20 protein-coding genes and 2 tRNA genes are annotated in these 22,138 nt (G+C 67.4%); 13 read left to right on the top strand and 9 right to left on the bottom strand.

Annotated features, from left to right (window positions below):
* The first annotated feature begins 149 nt into the window (after window positions 1-149).
* Together ABH915_RS14475 and ettA are read left to right on the top strand one after the other, a co-directional pair.
* Window positions 150-455 (top strand): hypothetical protein, encoded by a 306-nt coding sequence (locus tag ABH915_RS14475; protein WP_370122509.1) that lies wholly within the window; start codon window positions 150-152, stop codon window positions 453-455.
* Between the two features lie 95 nt (window positions 456-550).
* Window positions 551-2,233: an energy-dependent translational throttle protein EttA gene (gene ettA / locus ABH915_RS14470; RefSeq protein ID WP_026266424.1), complete on the top strand. Its 1,683-nt coding sequence runs from the start codon at window positions 551-553 to the stop codon at window positions 2,231-2,233.
* A 176-nt stretch (window positions 2,234-2,409) separates the two neighbouring features.
* Here ettA and ABH915_RS14465 read toward each other — a convergent pair whose 3' ends face one another.
* Complete coding sequence (locus ABH915_RS14465; RefSeq protein WP_370122506.1) at window positions 2,410-3,387, bottom strand: acyl-CoA thioesterase; 978 nt, start codon at window positions 3,385-3,387, stop codon at window positions 2,410-2,412.
* A 62-nt stretch (window positions 3,388-3,449) separates the two neighbouring features.
* Here ABH915_RS14465 and ABH915_RS14460 point away from each other — a divergent pair, with 62 nt between their 5' ends.
* Window positions 3,450-4,109 (top strand): hypothetical protein, encoded by a 660-nt coding sequence (locus ABH915_RS14460; protein ID WP_370122503.1) that lies wholly within the window; start codon window positions 3,450-3,452, stop codon window positions 4,107-4,109.
* Between the two features lie 37 nt (window positions 4,110-4,146).
* On the opposite strand, the gene ABH915_RS14455 is transcribed toward ABH915_RS14460, so the two are convergent.
* Complete coding sequence (locus ABH915_RS14455) at window positions 4,147-4,605, bottom strand: globin (RefSeq protein WP_079554696.1); 459 nt, start codon at window positions 4,603-4,605, stop codon at window positions 4,147-4,149.
* Window positions 4,606-4,609: 4 nt separating this feature from the next.
* A complete protein-coding gene (locus ABH915_RS14450) occupies window positions 4,610-5,269 on the bottom strand; it encodes a mechanosensitive ion channel family protein (protein ID WP_370122500.1) in 660 nt (219 codons plus the stop codon).
* Window positions 5,270-5,405: 136 nt separating this feature from the next.
* Here ABH915_RS14450 and ABH915_RS14445 point away from each other — a divergent pair, with 136 nt between their 5' ends.
* Entirely contained in the window at window positions 5,406-6,431 is a 1,026-nt protein-coding gene (locus ABH915_RS14445; protein ID WP_370122497.1) for an NAD-dependent epimerase/dehydratase family protein, read from the top strand.
* Between the two features lie 5 nt (window positions 6,432-6,436).
* Here the strand turns inward: ABH915_RS14445 and ABH915_RS14440 are convergent, their stop codons facing one another.
* Together ABH915_RS14440 and pepN are read right to left on the bottom strand one after the other, a co-directional pair.
* A complete protein-coding gene (locus tag ABH915_RS14440; RefSeq protein ID WP_370122495.1) occupies window positions 6,437-6,922 on the bottom strand; it encodes an OsmC family protein in 486 nt (161 codons plus the stop codon).
* A gap of 85 nt (window positions 6,923-7,007) precedes the next feature.
* Complete coding sequence (gene pepN, locus ABH915_RS14435; RefSeq protein WP_370125009.1) at window positions 7,008-9,563, bottom strand: aminopeptidase N; 2,556 nt, start codon at window positions 9,561-9,563, stop codon at window positions 7,008-7,010.
* A 285-nt stretch (window positions 9,564-9,848) separates the two neighbouring features.
* On the opposite strand from pepN, the gene ABH915_RS14430 reads away from it, so the two are divergent.
* From ABH915_RS14430 to ABH915_RS14420, 3 genes are all read left to right on the top strand, one after another.
* Window positions 9,849-10,850: a hypothetical protein gene (locus ABH915_RS14430; protein ID WP_018773379.1), complete on the top strand. Its 1,002-nt coding sequence runs from the start codon at window positions 9,849-9,851 to the stop codon at window positions 10,848-10,850.
* A gap of 202 nt (window positions 10,851-11,052) precedes the next feature.
* Window positions 11,053-11,544: a ribose-5-phosphate isomerase gene (locus ABH915_RS14425; protein WP_018773378.1), complete on the top strand. Its 492-nt coding sequence runs from the start codon at window positions 11,053-11,055 to the stop codon at window positions 11,542-11,544.
* Window positions 11,544-12,461, top strand: a complete 918-nt coding sequence (locus ABH915_RS14420) for an Fpg/Nei family DNA glycosylase (protein ID WP_370122491.1) — start codon at window positions 11,544-11,546, stop codon at window positions 12,459-12,461. The genes ABH915_RS14425 and ABH915_RS14420 overlap by 1 nt, the downstream gene beginning before the upstream one ends.
* A gap of 139 nt (window positions 12,462-12,600) precedes the next feature.
* On the opposite strand, the gene ABH915_RS14415 is transcribed toward ABH915_RS14420, so the two are convergent.
* Window positions 12,601-12,671: transfer RNA gene (locus ABH915_RS14415), tRNA-Gly, on the bottom strand.
* A 131-nt stretch (window positions 12,672-12,802) separates the two neighbouring features.
* On the opposite strand from ABH915_RS14415, the gene ABH915_RS14410 reads away from it, so the two are divergent.
* The 6 genes from ABH915_RS14410 (at window position 12,803) to ABH915_RS14385 (ending at window position 18,119) form a co-directional block, all read left to right on the top strand.
* Window positions 12,803-12,877, top strand: a tRNA-Pro gene (locus tag ABH915_RS14410).
* Between the two features lie 68 nt (window positions 12,878-12,945).
* Window positions 12,946-14,340: a trigger factor gene (tig, locus tag ABH915_RS14405; RefSeq protein WP_370122488.1), complete on the top strand. Its 1,395-nt coding sequence runs from the start codon at window positions 12,946-12,948 to the stop codon at window positions 14,338-14,340.
* Window positions 14,341-14,648: 308 nt separating this feature from the next.
* Entirely contained in the window at window positions 14,649-15,287 is a 639-nt protein-coding gene (locus ABH915_RS14400) for an ATP-dependent Clp protease proteolytic subunit (protein ID WP_018773375.1), read from the top strand.
* A 38-nt stretch (window positions 15,288-15,325) separates the two neighbouring features.
* Window positions 15,326-15,985, top strand: coding sequence for an ATP-dependent Clp protease proteolytic subunit (locus tag ABH915_RS14395; RefSeq protein ID WP_026266422.1), 660 nt, complete (start codon window positions 15,326-15,328; stop codon window positions 15,983-15,985).
* A 131-nt stretch (window positions 15,986-16,116) separates the two neighbouring features.
* Window positions 16,117-17,400, top strand: coding sequence for an ATP-dependent Clp protease ATP-binding subunit ClpX (clpX, locus tag ABH915_RS14390; RefSeq protein WP_018773373.1), 1,284 nt, complete (start codon window positions 16,117-16,119; stop codon window positions 17,398-17,400).
* Between the two features lie 113 nt (window positions 17,401-17,513).
* Entirely contained in the window at window positions 17,514-18,119 is a 606-nt protein-coding gene (locus ABH915_RS14385) for a DsbA family protein (RefSeq protein WP_370125008.1), read from the top strand.
* Window positions 18,120-18,545: 426 nt separating this feature from the next.
* Here the strand turns inward: ABH915_RS14385 and ABH915_RS14380 are convergent, their stop codons facing one another.
* The 3 genes from ABH915_RS14380 to valS all read right to left on the bottom strand — a co-directional run bounded on the left by ABH915_RS14380 (window position 18,546) and on the right by valS (window position 22,128).
* Window positions 18,546-18,704 (bottom strand): hypothetical protein, encoded by a 159-nt coding sequence (locus ABH915_RS14380; protein ID WP_370122484.1) that lies wholly within the window; start codon window positions 18,702-18,704, stop codon window positions 18,546-18,548.
* 1 nt (window position 18,705) lies between these two features.
* Window positions 18,706-19,170 carry a DUF6325 family protein gene (locus ABH915_RS14375; RefSeq protein ID WP_018773370.1) on the bottom strand — a complete coding sequence of 155 codons (465 nt, stop codon included), beginning with the start codon at window positions 19,168-19,170 and terminating at the stop codon, window positions 18,706-18,708.
* 339 nt (window positions 19,171-19,509) lie between these two features.
* Window positions 19,510-22,128: a valine--tRNA ligase gene (gene valS / locus ABH915_RS14370; protein ID WP_370122481.1), complete on the bottom strand. Its 2,619-nt coding sequence runs from the start codon at window positions 22,126-22,128 to the stop codon at window positions 19,510-19,512.
* Window positions 22,129-22,138: the final 10 nt, after the last annotated feature.

Genomic DNA, 22,138 nt, shown 5'->3' with positions numbered 1-22,138 from the left:
CGGACGGCAGCAGCGGGGCCCGAGCCGCTGGAGCTGCGGATTCTGAAGGCACACCTTCCGCGGTGTCCCGGGCACCCGCAGTGTCCCCGGACCTGGTTGGGCCGACCGCCGGCGGGGCCGGGACAGCCAGCCCCGATATGAAACCCGGCATGAAACCCGACAGGGAATCCGCCACTAAATCCACGGTCGAGACGGCCCTGAACGCCGTGGTCCGCGGCGGGGGCCGGCCCGAAACGGCGGACATCCGCGCGTCGTTGGTTAACGCAGGGATTCCGGCCGACGCCGTGGAAGTCACCGCCGGGCGGACGCCCACCGGCCTGGCTGCCGACGCCGTCGAGGCCGCCGTGCGCGACGGCAGCAACTGCATCGTGGCCCAGATCCGCACCGGCACCGTCGCCGTCACTGTGCTGCCGGGCCTGGACTCCGGCGGCTGCCTCGTGGGCGTCCGGGGCTGAGCAGAACCGTCGACGGCCGCCAGGGCGGCCGTCAAGTGGCCGATCCGGGCTCACGGAATGTGAGTTATCCCGGCCGAACCACTAGATTTGTAGGCATGGCGGAATTTATCTACACAATGACCAAGGCCCGTAAGGCTGTCGGCGAAAAACTCATCCTCGATGACGTGAGCATGTCCTTCTTCCCGGGGGCCAAGATTGGCGTTGTCGGCCCGAATGGTGCCGGTAAGTCCACCATTCTCAAGATCATGGCTGGCCTGGACACTCCCTCCAACGGTGAGGCCCGGCTGAGCCCCGGCTACACGGTAGGCATCCTGTTGCAGGAGCCGCCGCTGAACGAGGACAAAACCGTCCTGGGCAACGTCCAGGAAGGCGTTGGCGAAATCTACGGCAAGATCCAGCGCTTCAACGCGATCTCCGAGGAAATGGCCAGCCCCGACGCTGACTACGATGCCCTCCTCGAGGAAATGGGACAGCTGCAGGAAGCGATCGACGCGGCCGACGCCTGGGACATCGACTCCCAGCTGGAACAGGCCATGGACGCACTGCGCTGCCCGCCCGCCGACGCCGACGTCACCCTGCTTTCCGGTGGCGAGCGCCGCCGCGTCGCGCTGTGCAAGCTCCTGCTGCAGAAGCCGGACCTGCTCCTGCTCGACGAGCCCACCAACCACCTTGACGCCGAGAGCGTGCTGTGGCTGGAACAGCACCTCTCCAGCTACTCCGGCGCCGTCCTTGCCGTCACCCACGACCGGTACTTCCTCGACCACGTGGCCGAGTGGATCGCCGAAGTGGACCGCGGCCACCTGTACCCGTACGAGGGCAACTACTCCACGTACCTGGAAAAGAAGCGCGCCCGCCTGGAAGTCCAGGGCAAGAAGGACGCCAAGCAGGCCAAGCGCCTGACCGAGGAACTCGAATGGGTCCGGTCCAACGCCAAGGGGCGCCAGACCAAGTCGAAGGCCCGCCTGGCCCGCTACGAGGAAATGGCCGCCGAGGCGGACCGCACCCGCAAGCTCGACTTTGAAGAGATCCAGATCCCGCCGGGACCGCGCCTGGGCGGGCTCGTGCTGGAGGCCAAGGGCCTCCAGAAGGGCTTCGATGACCGCACCCTGATCGACGGACTGTCCTTCAGCCTGCCCCGCAACGGCATCGTCGGCGTCATCGGCCCCAACGGCGTCGGCAAGTCCACGCTCTTCAAGACCATCGTGGGCCTGGAACCGCTCGACGGCGGCGAACTGAAGATCGGCGATTCCGTCAAGATCTCCTACGCTGACCAGAGCCGTGGCGGCATCGACCCGAACAAGACCCTGTGGGAAGTCGTGTCCGACGGCCTCGACTACATCCAGGTCGGCCACGTCGAAATGCCGTCCCGCGCCTACGTGGCCGCCTTCGGCTTCAAGGGCCCGGACCAGCAGAAGAAGGCCGGGGTGCTCTCCGGCGGTGAGCGCAACCGCCTCAACCTTGCACTGACCCTCAAACAGGGTGGCAACCTGCTGCTCCTCGACGAACCGACTAACGACCTCGACGTCGAAACCCTCAGCAGCCTCGAAAACGCCCTGCTCGAATTCCCGGGCTGCGCCGTCGTCGTCTCGCACGACCGCTGGTTCCTGGACCGGGTGGCCACCCACATCCTCGCCTACGAAGGCGACGAGGAGAACCCCTCCAAGTGGTACTGGTTCGAGGGCAACTTCGAGTCCTACGAGGAGAACAAGGTGGAGCGCCTGGGCCCGGACGCGGCCAAGCCGCACCGGGTAACCCACCGCCGCCTCACCCGCGACTAAGCCCGCAAGGCTTACAGCGCCACGAAAAAAGCCGGCTCCCCCCTGAACCAGTTCAAGGGGAGCCGGCTTTTTTGTGTGCCGGGGACGATGTGGGCCGTGGGCGCGGTATGCCGCCCGCCGGGAGGGGAGTGCCAGCAGCCCCCGGCCTCGCGGAGCTCGTGCTGCACCGCCCTCGATTAGACGGCGGCCTGCACGCCGCCCTTCTGCGTGTTCTTGAGGCCGGTGTTCTTGAGGCCGGTGTCCGAGAAGTCGTTCGGGACGCGGATCATGCCTTCCTGGGCCACCGTCGCCACGTGCCGGCCGTCCCGGCTGAAGATCCGGCCCGTCGCCAGGCCCCGTGCGCCCTGCGCGCTGGGCGATTCCTGGACGTACAGGAGCCATTCGTCGACCCTGACCGGCCGGTGCCACCACATGGCGTGGTCCAGGCTTGCCACGGACATCCCCGGCGTAATCCAGCTCATCCCGTGCTTGCGGAGGATGGATTCGAGCAGGGTGTAGTCGCTCGCGTAGGCCAGCGCGGCCCGGTGCAGGCCGGCGTCGTCGGGCATCGCACCGAAGGTCTTCATCCACACGGCGTTCCGGGCTTCCCGGGGTCCGTTGGCCGAGACATACAGCGCCGGATCGACGTGGCGGATGTCGAACGGCCGCTCGTAGGCCCAGTGCCGGGCCACGGGGTGGTCGAACTTGCCCAGCAGGTCGGCGGTGCTGGGCAGCGATTCGGGGTCCGGGATCCCGGCGGGCATCTCGGACTGGTGCTCGATCCCTTCGTCCTCGGCCTGGAAGGACGCGATCATCGACAGGATGGGCATGCCCTCCTGATAGGCGTGGACCCGGCGGGCCGAGAAGGACCGGCCGTCGCGCAGGCGCTGCACGCCGAAGGTGATCGGCTTGTTGGCGTCTCCGGGCCGAAGGAAGTAACCGTGCATGGAGTGCACGCTGCGGTCCGGATCGACGGTGCGGCTGCCTGCTATCAGGGACTGCGCCAGCACCTGGCCGCCAAAGACGCGCTGCTGGGGCTGCTGCTGGGAGGGACCCATGAAGATGTCCTCGTCCGTCCGGGCGCCCTCGAGCTCGCCGAGGTTGAGGAGTTGGATGAGCGAGGAGGTGGGGTCCTGGGTCGGGAGCCCCAACAGTCCGGCTTCGGCTTCAGTCATGGTTTGACTCTAGACGGCGCCCGGCGCCGCTCCAAAGAAGCGCAGCCGGTAGAGTCAGTAGTGTGTCTGATGTCCTAACCCAGCCCCTGCAGTTCACCGATCCCCGCGACCTCGACGATCTGCGCACCTTCGCCACCCGCGCCAAGTCCATTGACGACGGCGCCATCCGGCTTCAGGCCACGGGCCCGGTCCTGGCCGCCTACGTCTGCGTGCTGCGGCCCCGGCTCCTGGGCGAATCCACCCCCACCATCCTGGGCCTGCGGACCATGGCGCTGGCACAGCCGGCGGACACTGACGTGACGGTGCCGCTTTCCGCGGTGCTGGACCGTTTGGCGCGGGCGGGGGAGGACGACGTCGAACTTCCCGTCCCGCCGGTGACCGTCAGCGAGTCGTGGGCCGGGATCGGCGCGCCGCGGGCCGGCTGGGAATTGCTCGGTACCGTCGAGGACGCCGCCCTGCGGACCGCAGCCGAGGCCGGCATCAGGGAGATCGCCGCGATCATCCCGGACAGGCCCGGCGCGCTGATCGTCAACAACGCCAGGGCAACGGTCTGGGGCCGGGAACTGCCCGACGCCGGCGGCCTGCCGGCCGGGGCCGCGTTCGCCGCGCTCACCCTGGGCTTCCTGGCAGAGGGCGAGCAACGGCTCTACCGGGCCGGGCGCTGGTACCGGCTCAGCGGCACCCGCGGCCACGTGCTGGTCCGGACCGGTACCGGCCTCTAGGACGCTTCCGGCACCCTCCGCGCCCAGTCCTCCGCGCTCAGGCCTCCGACGGGCTGTTCACCATGGACAGGGCGGCCCGCTCCATGTAGTCCCAGAGCGTCCCCTCGTACAACGGCGGCAGCTCCAGGGCATCCACCGCGGCGCGCATGTGGAACAGCCAGCGTTCCTTGGCCTCCGGCGTCACCCGGAACGGCATGTGGCGCATCCGCAGCCGCGGATGCCCGCGCTCCTCGCCGTACGTCGTCGGCCCGCCCCAGTACTGTTCCAGGAACATCAGGAAGCGGCGCTTGGCCGGGCCAAGGTCCTCTTCCGGGTACATGGCGCGCAACAGCGGATCTGTTGCGACGCCGTCGTAGAAGACGTCGATGAGCTTCACAAAAGTCTCGTGGCCGCCCACGGCGTCATAGAAGTTGTCCGTGTAGCCGGGCTGGCTGAACGGATCGTTCTGCAGCAGCTGCCTGGGCTGGCTGGGTTCGCTGGCGCTGGGAATCGTCATTTCACTATTCTCCGGCCTTCTGCTGGGGTGCGCTGTCGGACTCGTCCGCCGGGGACGTCACGGGCGGAATGTAGGTGCCCTGGGAGCGGTTGCCCACGCGCAGGATTTCGCCGTTGCGCAGGTACCAGATGGTGCCGTCGTCGGCCCGGACCCGGGTGATCCGCAGGTTCATGGCCTCGACCGTGCCCACCACCTCGGAAGTCTCGATGATGTCGCCAATGCCGTACTGGTCCTCGAAGGTAATGAAGATGCCGGCGAGGAAGTCGCGGATCAACTGCTGGGCGCCAAAGCCGATGGCCACACCGAGGATCCCGACGCTCGTCAGGATGGGTGCCACGTCCACGTTCAGGTACTTGAGCACGTACACGATGGTGAGGACGGCGATCAGGACGCCGACCACGCTGCGGAGCAGTGCACCGATGGTCTCTGCCCGCTGGACGCGGCGTTCGTGGTCCAGGGCGCGGAACGCCGGAGCCACCCAGCGGAAGTGTGACTTCTTGAAAAGTGTGCTGCCCGCCGCAACCCGTTTGGTGATTCCGGTGATCACGAAGGATGCCACCAGCCACACGGCGACGCCGATGCCCAGGCTGATGAGGCCACCTGGCAGGTTGACGGCCGAGATATCCGGCGCGGTGATGGGTTCGATGGTGGTCAGGCTGATCATCGGCGGGGGAAACTCCTTGTTTACTGCGTCCCTGCTGCCGGGCGGCAGCAGGGCTGGTCGTCCGGCAAGGCGCCCGGCGTTCGCCGGGCGCATAACACTCTGGTCTACTTCAACATTAGCGCCGTAGCGTGGCCCCATGCGCATCCTGGTCCTCGGCGGGACGGTCTTCCTGTCAGCAGAAATAGCCCGGCAGGCCCTGGCCGCCGGCCACGACGTCACCTGCCTGGCCCGCGGCACCGCGTCCGCACCGCCCGACGGCGCCACCTGGCTGCGCGCTGACCGCTCGCAGGGGAAGGCCGCCTACGAGGCAGCCGCCGAAGGCGGCCGGTGGGACGCCGTCGTCGACGTCTCGCGGGACCCTGACCAGGCACGGGAGGCCCTCGAGGCGCTGGCCGGCTCGGCCCGGCATTGGACCTTCATCTCCAGCTGTTCGGTCTACGCGGACCATTCCGTGGCCGGCGAGGCCGAGGACGCCCAGGTGCTCCCGCCGCTGGCTCCGGGCACGGAGCTGACCATGGAAAACTATGGCGAAGCCAAGTCCGCGATTGAAGACCTGACCCGGGAACTGGCAGGGGACAAGGCGCACCTCTGCCGCGCCGGCCTGATCGGCGGACCCGGGGACGGCTCCGACCGCTACGGGTACTGGCCGGCCCGTTTTGCCCGCGACGATGATCCCGTCCTTGTCCCGGACATCCCCGCCGACGCCACCCAGGTCATCGATGTCCGCGACCTCGCAGCCTGGATCCTCACCGCCGCTGAAAACGGCACCACCGGGGCGCTGAACGCCGTCGGTGAGCCGGCGCCGTTTGCCGCCTACCTGGGGGAAGCACGCCAGCTCGCCGACGCCGACTCCGAGGTTGTTGTCGCCCCCGAGGACTGGCTGGCGTCGCACGGCGCGAACTACTGGGCCGGCCCGGACTCGCTGCCGCTGTGGCTGCCGCCCGGCCACGAGGGCTTCGCGACCCGCAGCAATGACGCCGCCCGTACCGCCGGGCTGCGGCTGCGGCCCTGGATGGACACCCTGCGGGACACCCTGGCGGATGAACGCCGCCGCGGACTTGGCCGTGAACGCAAGGCCGGGATGAGCCCGGAGGCGGAGCGCCGGATCGTATCCGCGTACCGGTCAGGGGCCTCGTCCGGCCCGGCTGACGGCGCCGCCTGAATTATTCAGTCCGCCTGGCCCTCCACCACAGCCGTCGGCTCGTGCAGCACCGGGAAGTTGACGCTGCGGGCGATGAAACAGACCTTGTTGGCCTCGACGTGGAGTTCCTCGAGAACGTCCGGTGCCGCCGGTTCCGCCACCGTCACCTGGGGCTTCAGCGTGACGGATTCGAACTGCCCGCTGCCGTCCCGGTTGGTCCGCATCAGGCCCTCGGCCCGGTCCTCGTACGCCGTCACCACGACGCCGTGCTTCACGGCCACGTGCAGGAAGGAAAGCATGTGGCACTGCGAGAGGGCGGCCAGGAGCAGCTGTTCGGGGTTGTAACGCCCGCGGTCCCCGTGGAAGGTCGGATCGGCCGAGCCGCGCAACACCGGCAAGCCGGGGATCTCGACGTCGTGGTCGCGTGAGTAACCGCGGTACGTGGACGTCCCGGCCCCGAGGTTCCCGGTCCAGCGGACGGTCAGCGCATAGCGGTGTTCGTCAAGGTGCATGACTCCAGCCTAGAACGACGGATCCCCGGCGCCGCACAGGGGCGGTGCCGGGGTTCCAGGCTGGCCGGGGGTCAGGTGCCGGTCGTTAGCCGACGTCGGCCTGGCGGGCCCGCAGGGCACGGGCAACGCCGTCACGGTTCTCCAGCATCATCCGGCGCAGCGCCGAACTGCCCTCGGGCAGCGAGGCCAGGAACTCATCGGTGCGGTCCACAGTGGCCTGCGTGGTGAGCTGGGCCGGGTAGAGCCCGACGACGATCTGCGAGGCCAGCGCGTGGGTGCGGCTGGCCATGATGCCCGGGACGGCCTCGAAGTACTTCTCGGCGTACGGCTCGAGCAGGGACGTGTCCAGGACACGGGTGAAACCGGTCACCGCGGAGCCCTGCAGGGCATTGGAGAGATCGCCCTTGACCACAATCGATTCCCAGGCCTCGGCCTTGGCCTCCGGGGTGGGGATGGCGGCCTTGGCCAGGGCCGCCGCGTTCTGGCCGTTGGAGGTGTTGTCGTGCTCCAGTTCCTCGTCGATCCGCTCCTGCCCGGCGCGGCCGCCTGCCACGAGGGAGGCCAGCAGCTCCCACCGCAGGTCCTGGTCCACGCTCAGCCCGTCGAGGGTGAGCGAGCCGTCCAGCAGCCCGGACACCGTGTCCAGCTGCCCGGCGCTGCGGGCCAGCAGGGCGTAGGACTTCACGAACTGCAGCTGGGCGTCCGAGCCGGCAGGCACCGCCGAGGCGAGCTCCCAGAGCTTGTCGGCAGCGGCCACGGCCGTGGCCTCCTGGTGTTCCTCGGCCACGTAGAAGGTCAGCGTGGTGGCCAGCTGCCGGAGCTGGACCAGGATCACGGAGGAATCGGATTCCTCGGCGATGTTGGCGAGGATCAGCTCCACGTACCCGCGCGCCGGGGACTCGCCGTCGCGCGCCGCGTCCCACGCTGAGCCCCACACGAGCGTGCGGGGGAGGCTCTGGCTGAAGTCCTTCAGGTGCGCCGTTGCGGTGGCGAGGGACTTCGGATCCAGGCGGACCTTGGCATAGGCGAGGTCGTCGTCGTTGAGCAGGATCAGGTCAGGCTGGGCAAGGCCGGCCAGGGCCGGGACCACAGTGCGCTCGCCGTCGACGTCGAGCTCCTCGCGGTGCACCCGCTCCAGCTTGCCGGCGCCGTTGAGGTTGTAGAAGCCGACGGCGAGGCGGTGCGGGCGCAGGGTCGGCTCGCTCTCGATCGCCGACTGCACGATGGCGAACGACTCGATGGTGCCGTCCGCGGCCGCCGAGATTTCCGGTGTCAGGGTGTTGACGCCGGCGGTCTCCAGCCAGAGCTGCCCCCACCGTTCCAGGTCGCGGCCGCTGGCCTTCTCGAGTTCGGCCATGAGGTCGCTGAGCTCGGTGTTCTGCCAGGCGTGCTTGCTGAAGTATTCCCGCACCCCGGACATGAATTGCTGCGGGCCCACCCAGGCGACGAGCTGGCGCAGCACGGAGGCGCCCTTGGCGTAGGTGATCCCGTCGAAGTTCACCTCGACGTCCTGGAGGTCGTTGATCTCGGCGAAGATCGGGTGCGTGGTGGGCAGCTGGTCCTGCCGGTAGGCCCAGGACTTCTCCACGGAGGCGAACGTGGTCCAGGCGTGGCCGAACTCGGTGTTCTCCACGGCGGCCAGGTGGGACATGTATTCGGCGAAGGACTCGTTGAGCCAGAGGTCGTTCCACCAGCGCATGGTGACGAGGTCGCCGAACCACATGTGCGCGAGCTCGTGCAGCACGGTGATGGCGCGGCGTTCCACCTGGGCGTCGGTGACTTTGCCGCGGAAGACGTAGCCTTCCAGGATGGTGACGGCCCCGGCGTTCTCCATGGCGCCGGCGTTGAACTCCGGCACGAAGAGCTGGTCGTACTTCTCGAACGGGTACGGGCAGCCGAACTGGGCCTCGAAGAACTCGAAGCCCTGTCGGGTGAGCTCGAAGATGTTGTCCGCGTCGAGGTACTGCATGAGCGACTTGCGGGCGAAGATGCCCAGCGGGGTGACCTGGCCCGCCGCCGACGTGACCTCGCTGCGCACCGCCTGGTACGGCCCGGCGATCAGTGCGGTGACATAGGAGGACAGCCGCGGAGTCGGAGTGAACTCCCAGACGGAGCGGGCGCCCCCATCCGCGCCGGGGATGGTCTCCACCGGCACCGGGGTGGGGGAGTTGGACACGACGTCCCAGTGCGAGGGGGCGGTGACGGTGAACGTGAAGCTGGCCTTCAGGTCGGGCTGTTCGAAGACGGCGAACATGCGCCGCGAATCCGGGACCTCGAACTGGGTGTACAGGTAGACCTCGTTGTCCACCGGATCCACGAAGCGGTGCAGGCCTTCGCCGGTGTTCATGTACGGGGCGTCGGCGACCACGATCAGGTGGTTCTCGGCCGCCAGGTCCGGGAGCTGGATCCGGACGCCGTCGGAGACCTCGGCCGGATCCAGTTCGCGGCCGTTGAGGCTCACGCTCTGCACGGCGTGGGTCACGGCGTCGATGAAGGTCGACGAGCCGGGCTTGGCACGGAACTTCACGGCCGTGGTGGAGCCGAAGACCTTCTCGCCGCGGGTCAGGTCCAGGCTGACCTCATAGGAGTCGACGTCGATCAGGGCGGCGCGCTCGCGGGCTTCGGCGCGGGTCAGGTTCATACCGGGCAAAGGGGCCTCCAGAAGAAGATGGATACTGCCGGCCGGCCGCAGCCGCCGGCGATACTGTGAAATTATTCTTTCACGTCAGCCGCCCTTGGCAAGTTAGCCCGATCACAATGTCCGGCCCAAGGCCTCCGCACCCAGTCCACGATTTGCCACGAATGGCCCCTAACCCGATGCCCTTAGCGGCCATTCGTGTCAGATGGGTGCGGTTGGGGCGGCCACGTCCTGACCTGCGCGCACGTCCCCACATCCCTCAAGGTGCGTCCGCGGTAGCGTTGGAGCATGGGAAAGATCCGTGACTCAGTCGATGCCAGGGCGCTGCGCTTTGCCATCGGTTTCCCCCTGATGCTGGCGGCAGGATTCGTGGTGTGTGCGCTTCTGGTGCGCCGGGATCTGCCCGAGCCGCTCGCCGTCCGCTGGACCGCCGCCGGTGCCGCCGACTTCGCGCCGTTCGGCACGGTCGTGGGAGCCGGGGCCTCGCTGATCGTGGTAATCGGCTGGGCCGTGCTGCTGCAGGCCGTGCCGCTGTCCCGCCCCGCAATGATGCGCCGCATCATGATGGGCGCCGGCCTGTCGATGAGCCTCTTCGTCACCACGGTCCTCGCCGCCGTGCTCGTGGGCCAGCTGGGCCTGCCCGATGCTCGGGGATCGCATGTGGACGCCTCGGTCCTGGCCCTCGGCAGCGGCGCGGCCCTCGGCCTGGGCATCGTCATGGGTTTCGTCTTCAAAGCCGACGAGCGCTGGTCCGTCGATGACGACCTCGCCGTCCGGCAGGCGCTCGAGCGCGAACAGGATCCTGATTTGGCCCGGGACCGGGTCAGCCTCTGGGTCCACGCCCGCAGCTCGATCTTCGTCATGCTCGGCATCGCAACGCTTCTGCCGGCCGCCCTCCTGACCATTGCCGTGCCGTGGCTGTCAGTCCTCCTGGTGGCGGCGGCCCTGGTGGCCGCGGCGTTCCTGGTGGCCCGGATCCGGGTTGACCGCGGCGGCCTGCACGTCTTCGCGGCAGGGTTCGTCCGGGTCATGGAGGTTCCGGCCGCGGCCATCGACGCCGCCACGCCCAGGGACGTCACGGCGGCGGACTATGGCGGGTGGGGCTACCGGATCCACGGCAACACCACGGCGATGCTGGTCAGCAGCGGCCCCGCGGTGGTCATCGACCGCTCGGACGGGCGCCGGCTGGCGGTCAGCGGCGGGAGCGCCACAGCGGCCGACAACATCGCCCAAACACTGTCCCGGGTGGCGGACAGGGCCCGGCGGAACGGCGGGACCCCCGCGGTGTAGCACGGCGGTGTCGCTCCGCGGTGTAGATCAACGGTGGAGCACGACAGTGGAGTGCGACGGCGTGACGGGCCTGTGTAACACGACCGCCCAGTGCGGCGTCCGGCCGGCTGCAGCACCGTCCCGGAAGACCCGGCCTAGTACGCTTGGACCAGACCCCAACCGCCCCGGCCGCCGCCCGGCGCCGCAACCGAACGGAACAGCCGTGACCATTTCTGACCTGCCCCGCGTGCACATTGCCACCGACCACGCCGGAATGGAGCTCAGCGCCCACCTGGTCAGCCACCTCAGCGCCAAGGGCTACGAGGTGGTGGACCATGGACCCAAGGTCTACGACGCCCTGGATGACTACCCGTCGTTCTGCATCAACGCCGCCCTCGCCGTCGTCGCGGACCAGGAAGCCGGAACCCACGCCCTCGGCATCGTCCTCGGCGGCTCGGGCAACGGCGAGCAGATCGCCGCCAACAAGGTCAAGGGCGTCCGTGCCGCGCTGGCCTGGAACCTGTCCACCGCCCAGCTGGCGCGCGAGCACAACGACGCCAACGTCGTAGCCGTCGGCGGCCGCCAGCACAGCGTCGACGAGGCCACGGAAATCATCGAGGCGTTCCTGGCCGAACCCTTCAGCAACGATGAGCGCCACGTCCGCCGGATCGGCAAGATCGCCACGTACGAGCGCACCGGCGAGGTTATCGACTAGTGCCGGAGGGGCATTCCGTCCACCGGCTGGCCCGCCAGTTCGGGGACGTTTTCGCGGGGGAGCGGCTCGCGGTTTCCAGTCCGCAGGGCCGGTTTGCCCAGGGTGCGGCACTGCTGGACGGCCACACCCTCGTCGGTTCCGTGGCGCACGGGAAGCACCTCTTCCTGGAGTTCGGGCACGGGCTTCTCCTGCACGTCCACCTGGGGCTCTACGGCGCCTGGGATTTCGGCGGCGACGACACCTTCCGCGGCGCGTCCAGCATCGGCGCGCCCCGGAAGGTGGGGGAGCGGGAAGTCTACGACGACGGTGATGCGGCGGGTCCCGCCGCGTACGTGGGACCGCCCGCGCCGGTCGGTGCCGTCCGCGTCCGGCTCGCCGGCGTGCACGGCTGGGCCGATCTCCGCGGTGCGACCACCTGCGAGGCGATCACGGACGTGGAAGCGGCGGCCGTACTGGCGCGGCTCGGCCCGGACCCGTTGCGGAACCTTCCGGGCGACCGGGACGCCTTCACCGCCGCCGTGGCGGGCAAACGTACACCGCTGGCTGCCCTGCTGATGGACCAAAAGGTGATCGCCGGCGTCGGGAACGTCTACCGGGCCGAACTGCTGTTCCGGCAGCGGCTCAACCCCTGGCTGCCCGGCGCCGAACTGTCACCGGACGCGGCCCGCCGGCTCTGGGACGACACCGCGGCCATGATGTCCGACGGCGTCCGGGACGGACGGATCATCACCACGACGCCGCAGTACTGGAACGGGGCCGGAGCCGGCGAAGCCCGCGGCGTGCTGCCCGCCCCGGAGGAGGCGCACTTCGTCTACCGGCGGCACGGACTCGACTGCCGCGACTGCGGAACGCCGGTGGCGCTGACCGAGCTCGGCGCCCGGAAGCTTTACTGGTGCCCCGCCTGCCAGCAGGCCTGAGCCGGTACGCCTGTCCAGCCGCATCCATTGCTCCGCAACAGCCCTTTTGAGCCTCCAGAAGGGCAGCTGTGGAGCAATCGACGGCCGAGGGCATGAAAAAAGCCCCTCCGCGGAGGGGCTTTGTTTCGTCATATTTCCGAGGGGACGACGGGAATCGAACCCGCGTAATCAGTTTGGAAGACTGAGGCTTTACCATTAAGCTACGTCCCCGGGATCTCACTGGAACTCCAGTAAAACTTCCGGGCGGCTGTTCAAGCCGGATACAACTAAACCCAATTCAGGGCCCCGGTGTCAAATGTGCAAATCAGCACAGTATGACCGTAGACTGTTCTGTGCACTTACGGGGTGTAGCTCAGCTTGGCTAGAGCGCCTGCTTTGGGAGCAGGAAGTCGCAGGTTCAAATCCTGTCACCCCGACTCTGCAAGCACTGCCAGCACATGGCAATGCAGAACCCCATACCCCCCACACCAGGAGTACTTAGACTGTGAAGAGCGCTGTCGAGAACCTCACCCCCACGCGGGTCAAGCTCAATGTTGAGGTCCCTTTTGAGGAATTGAAGCCCAGCATCGCAGAGGCATACAAGACTGTTGCTTCGCAGATCCAGGTCCCCGGTTTCCGCAAGGGCAAGGTCCCCTCCAAGCTCATTGACCAGCGCGTTGGCCGCGGCTACGTCCTGGAGACGGCCATCAACGAAGGCCTCAACGGCTGGTACCAGGCCGCCGTGCAGGAAACCGGCATCCGCCCCCTGAGCCGTCCCGAGGTCGAGATCACCGAGGTTCCGGACCCGTCCGCCACCGACGGCGAACTCAAGTTCCACGCCGAGGTTGACATCCGCCCCGAGATCGAACTGCCCGACTACGCGGGCATCAAGGTTGAGGTCGCTGCCGCCGAGTCTTCGGACGCCGACGTCGACAAGGCCCTGGACGAGCTCCGCGGCCGCTTCGGCACGCTGAAGTCCGTGGACCGCCCGGCCGCCGACGGCGACTTCCTGACCATCGACATCGCAGCCGCGATCGACGGCGCCGATGTTGACTCCGCCTCCGGCCTGTCCTACCAGGTCGGCGCCGGCACTATGCTCGAAGGCCTCGACGAGGCCGTCACCGGCCTCAGCGCCGACGAAGACGCCATCTTTGACACCACGCTGGTCGGCGGCGAGCACGCCGGCGAGTCTGCCCAGGTCAAGGTCACCGTCAAAGCCGTCAAGGAGCGCGAGCTTCCCGTCGCCGACGACGACTTCGCCCAGCTCGCCAGCGAATTCGACACCCTGGCCGAACTCCGTGAGGACCTTGCCAAGCAGGCTGCCGAGTCCAAGGTTGTTGACCAGGGCGTCGAGGCCCGCGACAAGGTCCTGGACAAGCTCGTTGAGCTCGTCGAGGTTCCCGTCCCGGCGTCGATCGTCGAAGAGCAGCTTGAGCAGCACTTCAACGCCGAAAACGCCCACGGTGAAGGCGAGCACGACACCGAGGAACACCGCGCCGAGGTCAAGGCCAACACCGAGCGCGCCTTCCAGAACGAGATCATCCTCGACGCCATCGCTGAGAAGGAAGAAGTCAACGTCAGCCAGAATGAGCTGATCGACTACATTGTCACCACCGCCAGCCAGTACGGCATGGACCCGAACCAGTTCGCCCAGATCATCGATCAGAGCGGCCAGGTGCCCATGATGGTTTCCGAGGTCCGCCGCCGCAAGGCACTGGCCGTTGTGCTGGGCCAGGCCGAGGTCACCGACTCCGAGGGCAACAAGGTTGACCTGAGCGACTTCGTCCGCCCCGGCGACGAGGCCGCCCCGGCCGCCGAGACCGTTGAGGACGAAGCAGCTTCGGAAGAAGCCACCACCGAGGCCACGCCGAGCGATGACCCCGCAGCAGTGAAGTTCTAGCAGTCCCTGAGACTTGGAACAGTCGGCCCCCGGATCACCGATCCGGGGGCCGACCGCTTTAAGTCCCCGCCTGCGGCCATGCCCGGCCGGCACGGTTGCTTCGGGGGCCACAAACGCCCCATATCCGGGACCCGGCGCGAGGGGTTCCGGCAATCGTGCGCCGTCAGCGAACAGCCCGGCGCCAGCGAACAAAGCGGGCGTGAAAACGGTTAGTGTCGCTGTAGGAAAGTTCAGTGATGTCGTCCAGTGGCGTCACCGTCGCCAGCGAGAGGTAAGTACATATGTCACAGCAAGCAGGGGCACCCCGGATGGCCACGGTCGATCCGGCAGCCCAGGATAACTACATTTACAACCGCCTGCTGAAAGAGCGCATCATCTGGCTCGGCTCCGAGGTCCGCGACGATAACGCCAACGCGATCTGCTCCCAGCTGCTGCTGCTCTCGGCGGAGAATCCTGAAAGGGACATCTACCTTTACATCAACTCACCCGGCGGCTCCGTCACCGCCGGCATGGCCATCTACGACACCATGCAGTTCATCCCGAACGATGTTGTCACGGTTGCCACCGGCCTGGCCGCGTCCATGGGCCAGTTCCTGCTCTCCTCCGGCACCAAGGGCAAGCGCTACGCCACCCCCAACGCCCGCATCCTCATGCACCAGCCTTCCGGCGGCATCGGCGGCACGGCGTCGGACATCAAGATCCAGGCCGAGCTGATCCTGCACATGAAGAAGGTCATGGCTGAATTGACCGCCGACCAGACCGGGCAGACCGTGGAAACCATCCTCAAGGACAACGACCGCGACAAGTGGTTCACGGCCCCGGAGGCCCTCGAATACGGCTTCTTCGACAAGATCGCCGCGCACGCCGGATCCGTGGCCGGCGGCGGCGGAACAAACGCCAACGGCTCCGGCAACAGCGGCGGCGCTGCGACAGCCACCGAGAACTGACCGGCAGGTAGACAGCAATGAATTCAGGAGCAATGAACATGAACTACAACTTCGGTTCGACTGCCGGCAACCTGCCGAGCAGCCGCTACGTGCTGCCCCAGTTCGAAGAGCGCACCCCCTACGGCTTCAAGCGCCAGGACCCGTACACCAAGCTGTTCGAGGACCGCATCATCTTCCTCGGCGTGCAGGTCGACGACGCCTCGGCCGACGACGTCATGGCCCAGCTGCTGGTGCTCGAGTCCACCGACCCGGACCGCGACATCACGCTCTACATCAACTCCCCGGGCGGTTCCTTCACCGCCATGACCGCGATCTACGACACCATGACGTACATCCGGCCTGAGATCCAGACCGTCTGCCTCGGCCAGGCGGCCAGCGCCGCCGCCGTGCTGCTCGCGGCCGGCACGCCGGGCAAGCGCCTCGCGCTGCCGAACGCCCGCGTACTGATCCACCAGCCCTCACTGTCCGGCGGACAGGGCGGGCAGGCCTCGGACCTGGAGATCCAGGCCGCCGAGGTCATGCGCATGCGCTCCTGGCTCGAGGACACGCTTGCCAAGCACTCCGGCCGCACGCCGGAGCAGGTCAACAACGACATCGAGCGGGACAAGATCCTCACGGCCGCCGAGGCCATGCAGTACGGCCTCATTGACCAGGTCCTGGATTCCCGCAAGATCAAGCCCCAGGCAATCGCGCGCTAATCAGCAATCCGCGGCGCCGGTGCGGCATTTTTACTTGGCCGCACCGGCGTCCGCTTTCCACCCAACGGGCCCAAAGTGACCTAGAGTGGAACATGTCACAGCCAGCAGCAAGCTACTAAAGGGGTTCACACATGGCTCGGATTGGCGAGAGCACAGATCTGCTGAAGTGTTCTTTCTGCGGAAAGAGCCAGAAGCAGGTCCGCAAGCTCATTGCCGGGCCCGGCGTCTACATCTGCGACGAGTGCATCGAACTCTGCAACGAGATCATCGAGGAAGAACTCGCGGAAGTAGCTGACCTGGGCAGTTTCGAGTTGCCCAAGCCCCGCGAAATCTTTGATTTCCTGCAGGAATATGTGATTGGCCAGGAACCGGCCAAGCGATCGCTCGCCGTCGCGGTGTACAACCACTACAAACGGATCCAGGCCGGCCACGCGCCGAAGAGCGGCAACCTCGCCGACGGCGTGCACCACGACGACGTCGAGATCGCCAAGTCCAACATCCTGCTGATCGGCCCCACCGGCTGCGGCAAGACCTACCTGGCCCAAACCCTCGCCCGCCGCCTCAACGTCCCGTTCGCCGTCGCCGACGCCACGGCCCTGACGGAGGCCGGTTACGTCGGGGAGGACGTGGAGAACATCCTCCTCAAGCTCATCCAGGCCGCCGACTACGACGTCAAAAAGGCCGAGCAGGGCATCATCTACATCGATGAGATCGACAAGATTTCACGCAAGAGCGAAAATCCGTCCATCACCCGGGACGTCTCGGGAGAGGGCGTGCAGCAGGCACTGCTGAAAATCCTCGAGGGCACAGTGGCCTCGGTCCCGCCGCAGGGCGGACGCAAGCACCCGCACCAGGAATTCATCCAGATCGACACCACCAACGTGCTGTTCATCGTCGCCGGCGCGTTCGCCGGGCTCGAGGACATCATCGGTTCGCGGTCCGGGCGCAAGGGCATCGGCTTCGGCGCCCCGCTCAACGAGGTCAAGAACACCACGGATTCCTACGGCGAGGTCATGCCGGAAGACCTGCTCAAGTTCGGGCTGATCCCGGAATTCATCGGCCGGCTGCCCGTCATCACGACCGTCTCGAACCTGGACCGCGCCGCCCTCATCCAGATCCTGTCCACGCCGAAGAATGCCCTCGTCAAGCAGTACCAGAAGATGTTCCAGCTCGACGGCGTCGAGCTCATCTTCGAGGACGAGGCCCTCAACACCATTGCCGACCAGGCGCTGGAGCGGGGCACCGGAGCCCGGGGACTCCGCGCCATCATGGAGGAAGTCCTGCTCCCGGTCATGTTCGACCTCCCCAGCCGCGACGACGTCGCCAGCGTCGTGATCACGGAAGAGGTCGTGACCAAGAAGGCCGCGCCCACGATGATCGCCCACGACGAGGTCAAGCGCCGCAAGTCGGCCTGATCCGGAATATAAACGCGGCCAACGTCGCTGTAATCTTCAGTGCGCCGTGTGTGTGATCTGCCCCGGCGCTGTCCCAAGCAGACTCTTTAAGGAGAACACCTGTGTCTGAAACCATGACCAACAAAGCCGACTTCTGGTTCGACCCGATGTGCCCCTTCGCCTGGGTCACCTCCCGCTGGATCGGCGAAGTCGAAGAAGTCCGCGACATCAAGACCGAGTGGCATGTGATGAGCCTCGCCGTGCTCAATGAGGGCCGCGAGGAACTGCCCGAGCAGTACCGCGAGTTCATGAAGAAGGCGTGGGCTCCGGTCCGCGTCATCACCGCCGCCGCTGAACAGCATGGTGCGGAATACATCAAGGCGCTCTATGACTCCATGGGCACCAAGATCCACAACGAAGGCATCAAGGATATCGACGAGGTCATCGCCAAGTCGCTGGCAGAGGCGGGATTGCCGGCCGAGCTTGCGGCCGCGGGCCAGGGCGACGAATTCGACGCTCAGCTGCGCGCCAGCCACGAGGCAGGCATCTCGCTGGTCGGACAGGACGTGGGGACGCCCGTCGTCGCCTTCAACGGCACGGCCTTCTTCGGCCCGGTCCTGACGCGCATCCCGCGCGGCGAAGAAGCCGGCCAGATCTGGGACGCCACGGTGACCCTGGCATCCTTCCCCTACTTCTTCGAAATCAAGCGCAGCCGCACCGAAAGCCCGGTGTTCAACTAGGCCTGAACACGCCGGGCCGGGCCCCCTGCCCAGCCTGCCTGGAGCCCCGGCAGAACTACTCCGATGTAGTTCTGCCGGGGCTCTTGTGCACGGCGGGCCGGGGGACAACAATAGAACTTACCCACTTCGAAAGAAGAGGGACGCAGGAACCAAAGATTCAGTGACACTCATCCGACGCAGCCTTCGGCAAAGTCAGATGATGGCTACCAGTGACGAGGTAGGAAGACCTGAAAGTCTAAGGATCCCGCCAGATTGTCTAAGACGTCACGTGACAATCGAAAAGTCGAAGCCCCACCAACGGCTAACGCTGATGGGGCTTCCCCTTTGCCCAAAAACAGGGTGACTTGTGCAGGTGCGCATCACCCGGGACGGGTCATGCGCACCTGCACGTGCCCGGGGCTGGCTCCGTGGGGTCAGCCGCGGGTGTTAATCGCGGCGGTCTTCCCGGCGGTCGCCGCGGTCGTCCCGGCGGTCGTCCCGGCGGTCGTCCCGCCGGTCGTGGCGACGGTTGATCCCGTGGGCGACCACAACGGCCCCGCCGACGGCGGCGGCGGTCCTGCGTCTGCGTCGTGCTGCCAGTGGCATGTCAGGCTCCTTCTGTCGTTTGTTCGGCCTCGGCGTCGGCCTGGAAGGCGGCGATGACGGCCTGGGTCGGGATCCGGCCGCTGGCCACGAGTTGGCCGCCGGCCTTGCGGACTGCCGTGCCGAACGGGGCCGCCCACAGGTTCTCCCAGACGAGCACCGCGGCGGAGTGGCCGGGCGCGATCGTCTCGGCCAGGTCCATGACGTCCTGCTCAGAGAGCACCATGGCCAGGTCGGCTTCGGCCGTGCGCACCTCGCCGAGCTCGCTCGGGTCGAGGTCGGAGATCTCCGCCGTCTCGAGTGTGCCGTCCTCCGTCTTCCTCAGGAACACCATGTCGAGCACCCTGACGAGGTCACGCTGGACCAGGTCCTCCAGGAACGGGGCGATCTGGCCCTTGCCGAAGTCGGGTCCGGGGAATTCAACGACGATCCAGTCGACCGGCCCCAGTTCATCGAGTGTCTCAGTCATGCGTATGACCTCCGCTTCTTCTTGGGGTTCAAGGCGATCCGACGGACCGCTGCATCTCATTCTGTGCCCCCGGTGAGGTGCGGCGCCTCACCCGTGCCGGGTGACCTCACGCGCCCGGGCAGGGCCCGCGGTCCTGTTCCGTCTGTTCGGCGGTGGTGACGGGAAGGTTGCCCGGGCAGTGGGACTGCCCGGCGGCCCAGCGGAGGTAGGCCTCGGCGTGGATCGCTTCTGACCCTGAGGACGAGCGAGGGCGCCGCGCCGGGTTTCCCCGGCACGGCGCCCTCGTCAGTCTTCGGAGGCCAGACCCAAACGTCTGCCCCCGGACGGGCCGCGCAGGCCTTACGCCTGGACGGCCGGCTCGGCCGGTGCCAGCACCACGTCGCTGACGGCCAGTTCACCCTCGCCGGCGACAAGCGCCAGTTCACGGGCGTTGGCCGCGGCCTTGAGGTCGGCGAGGCCGGCCTTGAGCTGGGTCGTGAGGGATTCCGAGGCCGTGATCGTCGCGGACAGCACCTCGGTGCGCTGCTTGACCTTGGCCTCGGACTTCGCCTTGCGGATGCCGCTGAGCGCGGTGCCCACCGTGGCCAGGAGGGTTGTGTCGCCGTCGACCGCGATGGCGGAGGGCCACTGGGCGCGGTGCACGGAACCGGTGCGCCACCAGCTCCAGACTTCCTCCGTGGCGAACGGCAGGAACGGCGCGAAGAGCCGCAGGAGGGTGTCCAGGCTCGTCGCGAGGGCGGCCAACACGGACGCCTGCTGCTCCTCGCCGGCCGCACCGTAGGCGCGGTCCTTGATGAGCTCCACGTAGTCGTCGGTGAAGTTCCAGAAGAAGCTCTCGGTGATCTGCAGCGCCCTGGCGTAGTCGTAGCCCTCGAACGCCTTGGTCGCCTGCTCGACGACGTCGGCGAGCTGGGCCAGGACGGCCCGGTCCAGCGGGTTGCTCAGCACGGACAGGTCACCGGAGACGACCGAGTCCTCGGTGGCGCCCAGGTTCAGGACGAACTTGGAGGCGTTGAGCAGCTTGATCGCCAGGCGGCGGCCGATCTTCATCTGCGCGATCTCGTAGGCGGTGTCCGCGCCGAGCTTGGCCGAGGCAGCCCAGTAGCGCACGGCGTCGGAGCCGTACTCCTCCAGCACATCCGTGGGCACAATGACGTTGCCCTTGGATTTGGACATCTTCTTCCGGTCCGGGTCCAGGATCCAGCCGGAAATGGCCGCGTGCTTCCACGGTGCGGTCTTCTGCAGCGCGTCGGCGCGGACGGCGGAGGAGAACAGCCAGGTCCGGATGATGTCATGACCCTGCGGGCGCACGTCGAAGGGGAAGACCTTGGCGAAGAGCGCCTTGTCGGTGCTCCAGCCGCCCACAATCTGCGGGGTCAGCGAGGACGTGGCCCAGGTATCGAGGACGTCCGCGTCGCCGGTGAAGCCGCCCGGCACGTCGCGCTGGGCTTCCTCGTAGCCGGGGGCCGCATCCGCCGCGGGATCCACGGGCAGCTGCGCGTCGGACGGAACGATCGGCGCGTCGTACTCGGGGTTGCCGTCGGCATCGAGCGGGTACCAGACCGGTACCGGCACGCCGAAGAAGCGCTGGCGGGACACGAGCCAGTCGCCGTTGAGCCCCGAAATCCAGTTCTCGTAGCGGGAGCGCATGAACGCCGGGTGGAACTCGATCTCGTTGCCGCGGCCAATCAGCCGTTCGCGGCGGTCTTCGTCGCGGCCGCCGTTGCGGATGTACCACTGGCGCGAGGTGACGACCTCGAGAGGCTTGTCACCCTTCTCGAAGAAGTTCACCGGGTGCATGATCTTCTTGGGCTCGCCGTCGAGCAGGTCCGCGGCGGCCAGGAGCTCCACCACGGACTCCTTGGCACTGAACACCGTCTTGCCGGCGATGGCCGCGAAGTTGGCGCGGCCTTCTTCGGTGGTGATCCACTCCGGGGTCTCGCCGATGATGCGGCCGTCGCGGCCCACGATCGCGCGGGTGGGCAGCTGCAGCTCGCGCCACCAGGTGACGTCGGTGAGGTCGCCGAAGGTGCAGACCATGGCGACGCCGGAGCCCTTGTCCGCCTTGGCCAGCGGGTGGGCCTTGACCTCCACCTCTACGCCGAACAGCGGTGAGGTGACCTTCTTGCCGAACAGCGGCTTGTAGCGCTCGTCGTCGGGGTTGGCCACGAGCGCGGCGCAGGCGGCCAGCAGCTCGGGGCGGGTGGTCTCGATGAAGATCTTCTCGCCGTCTTCGGTGAAGAACGGGTAGCGGTAGTAGGCGCCAGCGACCTCGCGGTCCTCAAGCTCGGCTTGGGCCACCGCGGTGCGGAACGTGACATCCCACAGGGTGGGGGCCTCGGCCATGTACGCGTCGCCGGCGGCCAGGTTGGCCAGGAAGGCCCGCTGCGAGATGGCGCGGGACTTGTCATCGATGGTCCGGTAGGTCAGGTCCCAGTCCACGGACAGGCCCAGGGTCTGGAAGAGGTGCTCGAAGACCTTCTCGTCCTCGACCGCGAGCTCTTCGCACAGCTCGATGAAGTTCTTGCGGGAGATGACGTCGAAGTCGCGCTGGTTCTTGGCGGGCTCGGCCGGGGGGCGGTAGCCGGCGTCGTAGGCGATCGCCGGATCGCAGCGCACGCCGTAGTAGTTCTGCACGCGGCGCTCGGTGGGCAGGCCGTTGTCGTCCCAGCCCATGGGGTAGAAGACGTTTTTGCCGGTCATGCGCTGGTAGCGCGCCAGGACGTCGGTCTGGGTGTAGGAGAACATGTGTCCGACGTGGAGGGATCCCGACGCGGTGGGCGGGGGTGTGTCGATCGAGTAGACCTGTTCCCGGGTGGTGTCCTGGGTGAACTTGTAGGTCCCTTCCTCAAGCCAGCGCCGCGTGAGCGCCTCTTCCAGCCCCTCCAGGGCGGGCTTGTCCGGAACGTTGATGGGGGCGGTGGTGGGCGTGTCTGTACCCTGATTGTCTTCAGCCATGGGCCAATTC

Origin of the sequence: Arthrobacter sp. MW3 TE3886 (assembly GCF_041262145.1) — a bacterium.
In the GTDB taxonomy this organism is placed as follows: Bacteria; Actinomycetota; Actinomycetes; order Actinomycetales; family Micrococcaceae; genus Arthrobacter.
The sequence above is the reverse complement of the archived record's forward strand: the minus strand, read 5'-3'. Positions and strand labels throughout refer to the sequence as shown.

What these genes read in the sequence shown, in the direction of transcription:
- ABH915_RS14450 (WP_370122500.1), bottom strand. Translation starts at nt 5,269, where the DNA reads ATGATCAGCCTGACCACCATCGAACCCATCACCGCGCCGGATATCTCG.
- clpX (WP_018773373.1), top strand. Translation starts at nt 16,117, where the DNA reads ATGGCTCGGATTGGCGAGAGCACAGATCTGCTGAAGTGTTCTTTCTGC.
- ABH915_RS14455 (WP_079554696.1), bottom strand. Translation starts at nt 4,605, where the DNA reads ATGACGATTCCCAGCGCCAGCGAACCCAGCCAGCCCAGGCAGCTGCTG.
- ABH915_RS14445 (WP_370122497.1), top strand. Translation starts at nt 5,406, where the DNA reads ATGCGCATCCTGGTCCTCGGCGGGACGGTCTTCCTGTCAGCAGAAATA.
- ABH915_RS14440 (WP_370122495.1), bottom strand. Translation starts at nt 6,922, where the DNA reads ATGCACCTTGACGAACACCGCTATGCGCTGACCGTCCGCTGGACCGGG.
- ABH915_RS14395 (WP_026266422.1), top strand. Translation starts at nt 15,326, where the DNA reads ATGAACTACAACTTCGGTTCGACTGCCGGCAACCTGCCGAGCAGCCGC.
- ABH915_RS14385 (WP_370125008.1), top strand. Translation starts at nt 17,514, where the DNA reads ATGACCAACAAAGCCGACTTCTGGTTCGACCCGATGTGCCCCTTCGCC.
- ABH915_RS14430 (WP_018773379.1), top strand. Translation starts at nt 9,849, where the DNA reads ATGGGAAAGATCCGTGACTCAGTCGATGCCAGGGCGCTGCGCTTTGCC.
- pepN (WP_370125009.1), bottom strand. Translation starts at nt 9,563, where the DNA reads ATGAACCTGACCCGCGCCGAAGCCCGCGAGCGCGCCGCCCTGATCGAC.
- ABH915_RS14380 (WP_370122484.1), bottom strand. Translation starts at nt 18,704, where the DNA reads ATGCCACTGGCAGCACGACGCAGACGCAGGACCGCCGCCGCCGTCGGC.
- valS (WP_370122481.1), bottom strand. Translation starts at nt 22,128, where the DNA reads ATGGCTGAAGACAATCAGGGTACAGACACGCCCACCACCGCCCCCATC.
- ABH915_RS14475 (WP_370122509.1), top strand. Translation starts at nt 150, where the DNA reads ATGAAACCCGACAGGGAATCCGCCACTAAATCCACGGTCGAGACGGCC.
- ettA (WP_026266424.1), top strand. Translation starts at nt 551, where the DNA reads ATGGCGGAATTTATCTACACAATGACCAAGGCCCGTAAGGCTGTCGGC.
- ABH915_RS14400 (WP_018773375.1), top strand. Translation starts at nt 14,649, where the DNA reads ATGGCCACGGTCGATCCGGCAGCCCAGGATAACTACATTTACAACCGC.
- ABH915_RS14375 (WP_018773370.1), bottom strand. Translation starts at nt 19,170, where the DNA reads ATGACTGAGACACTCGATGAACTGGGGCCGGTCGACTGGATCGTCGTT.
- ABH915_RS14465 (WP_370122506.1), bottom strand. Translation starts at nt 3,387, where the DNA reads ATGACTGAAGCCGAAGCCGGACTGTTGGGGCTCCCGACCCAGGACCCC.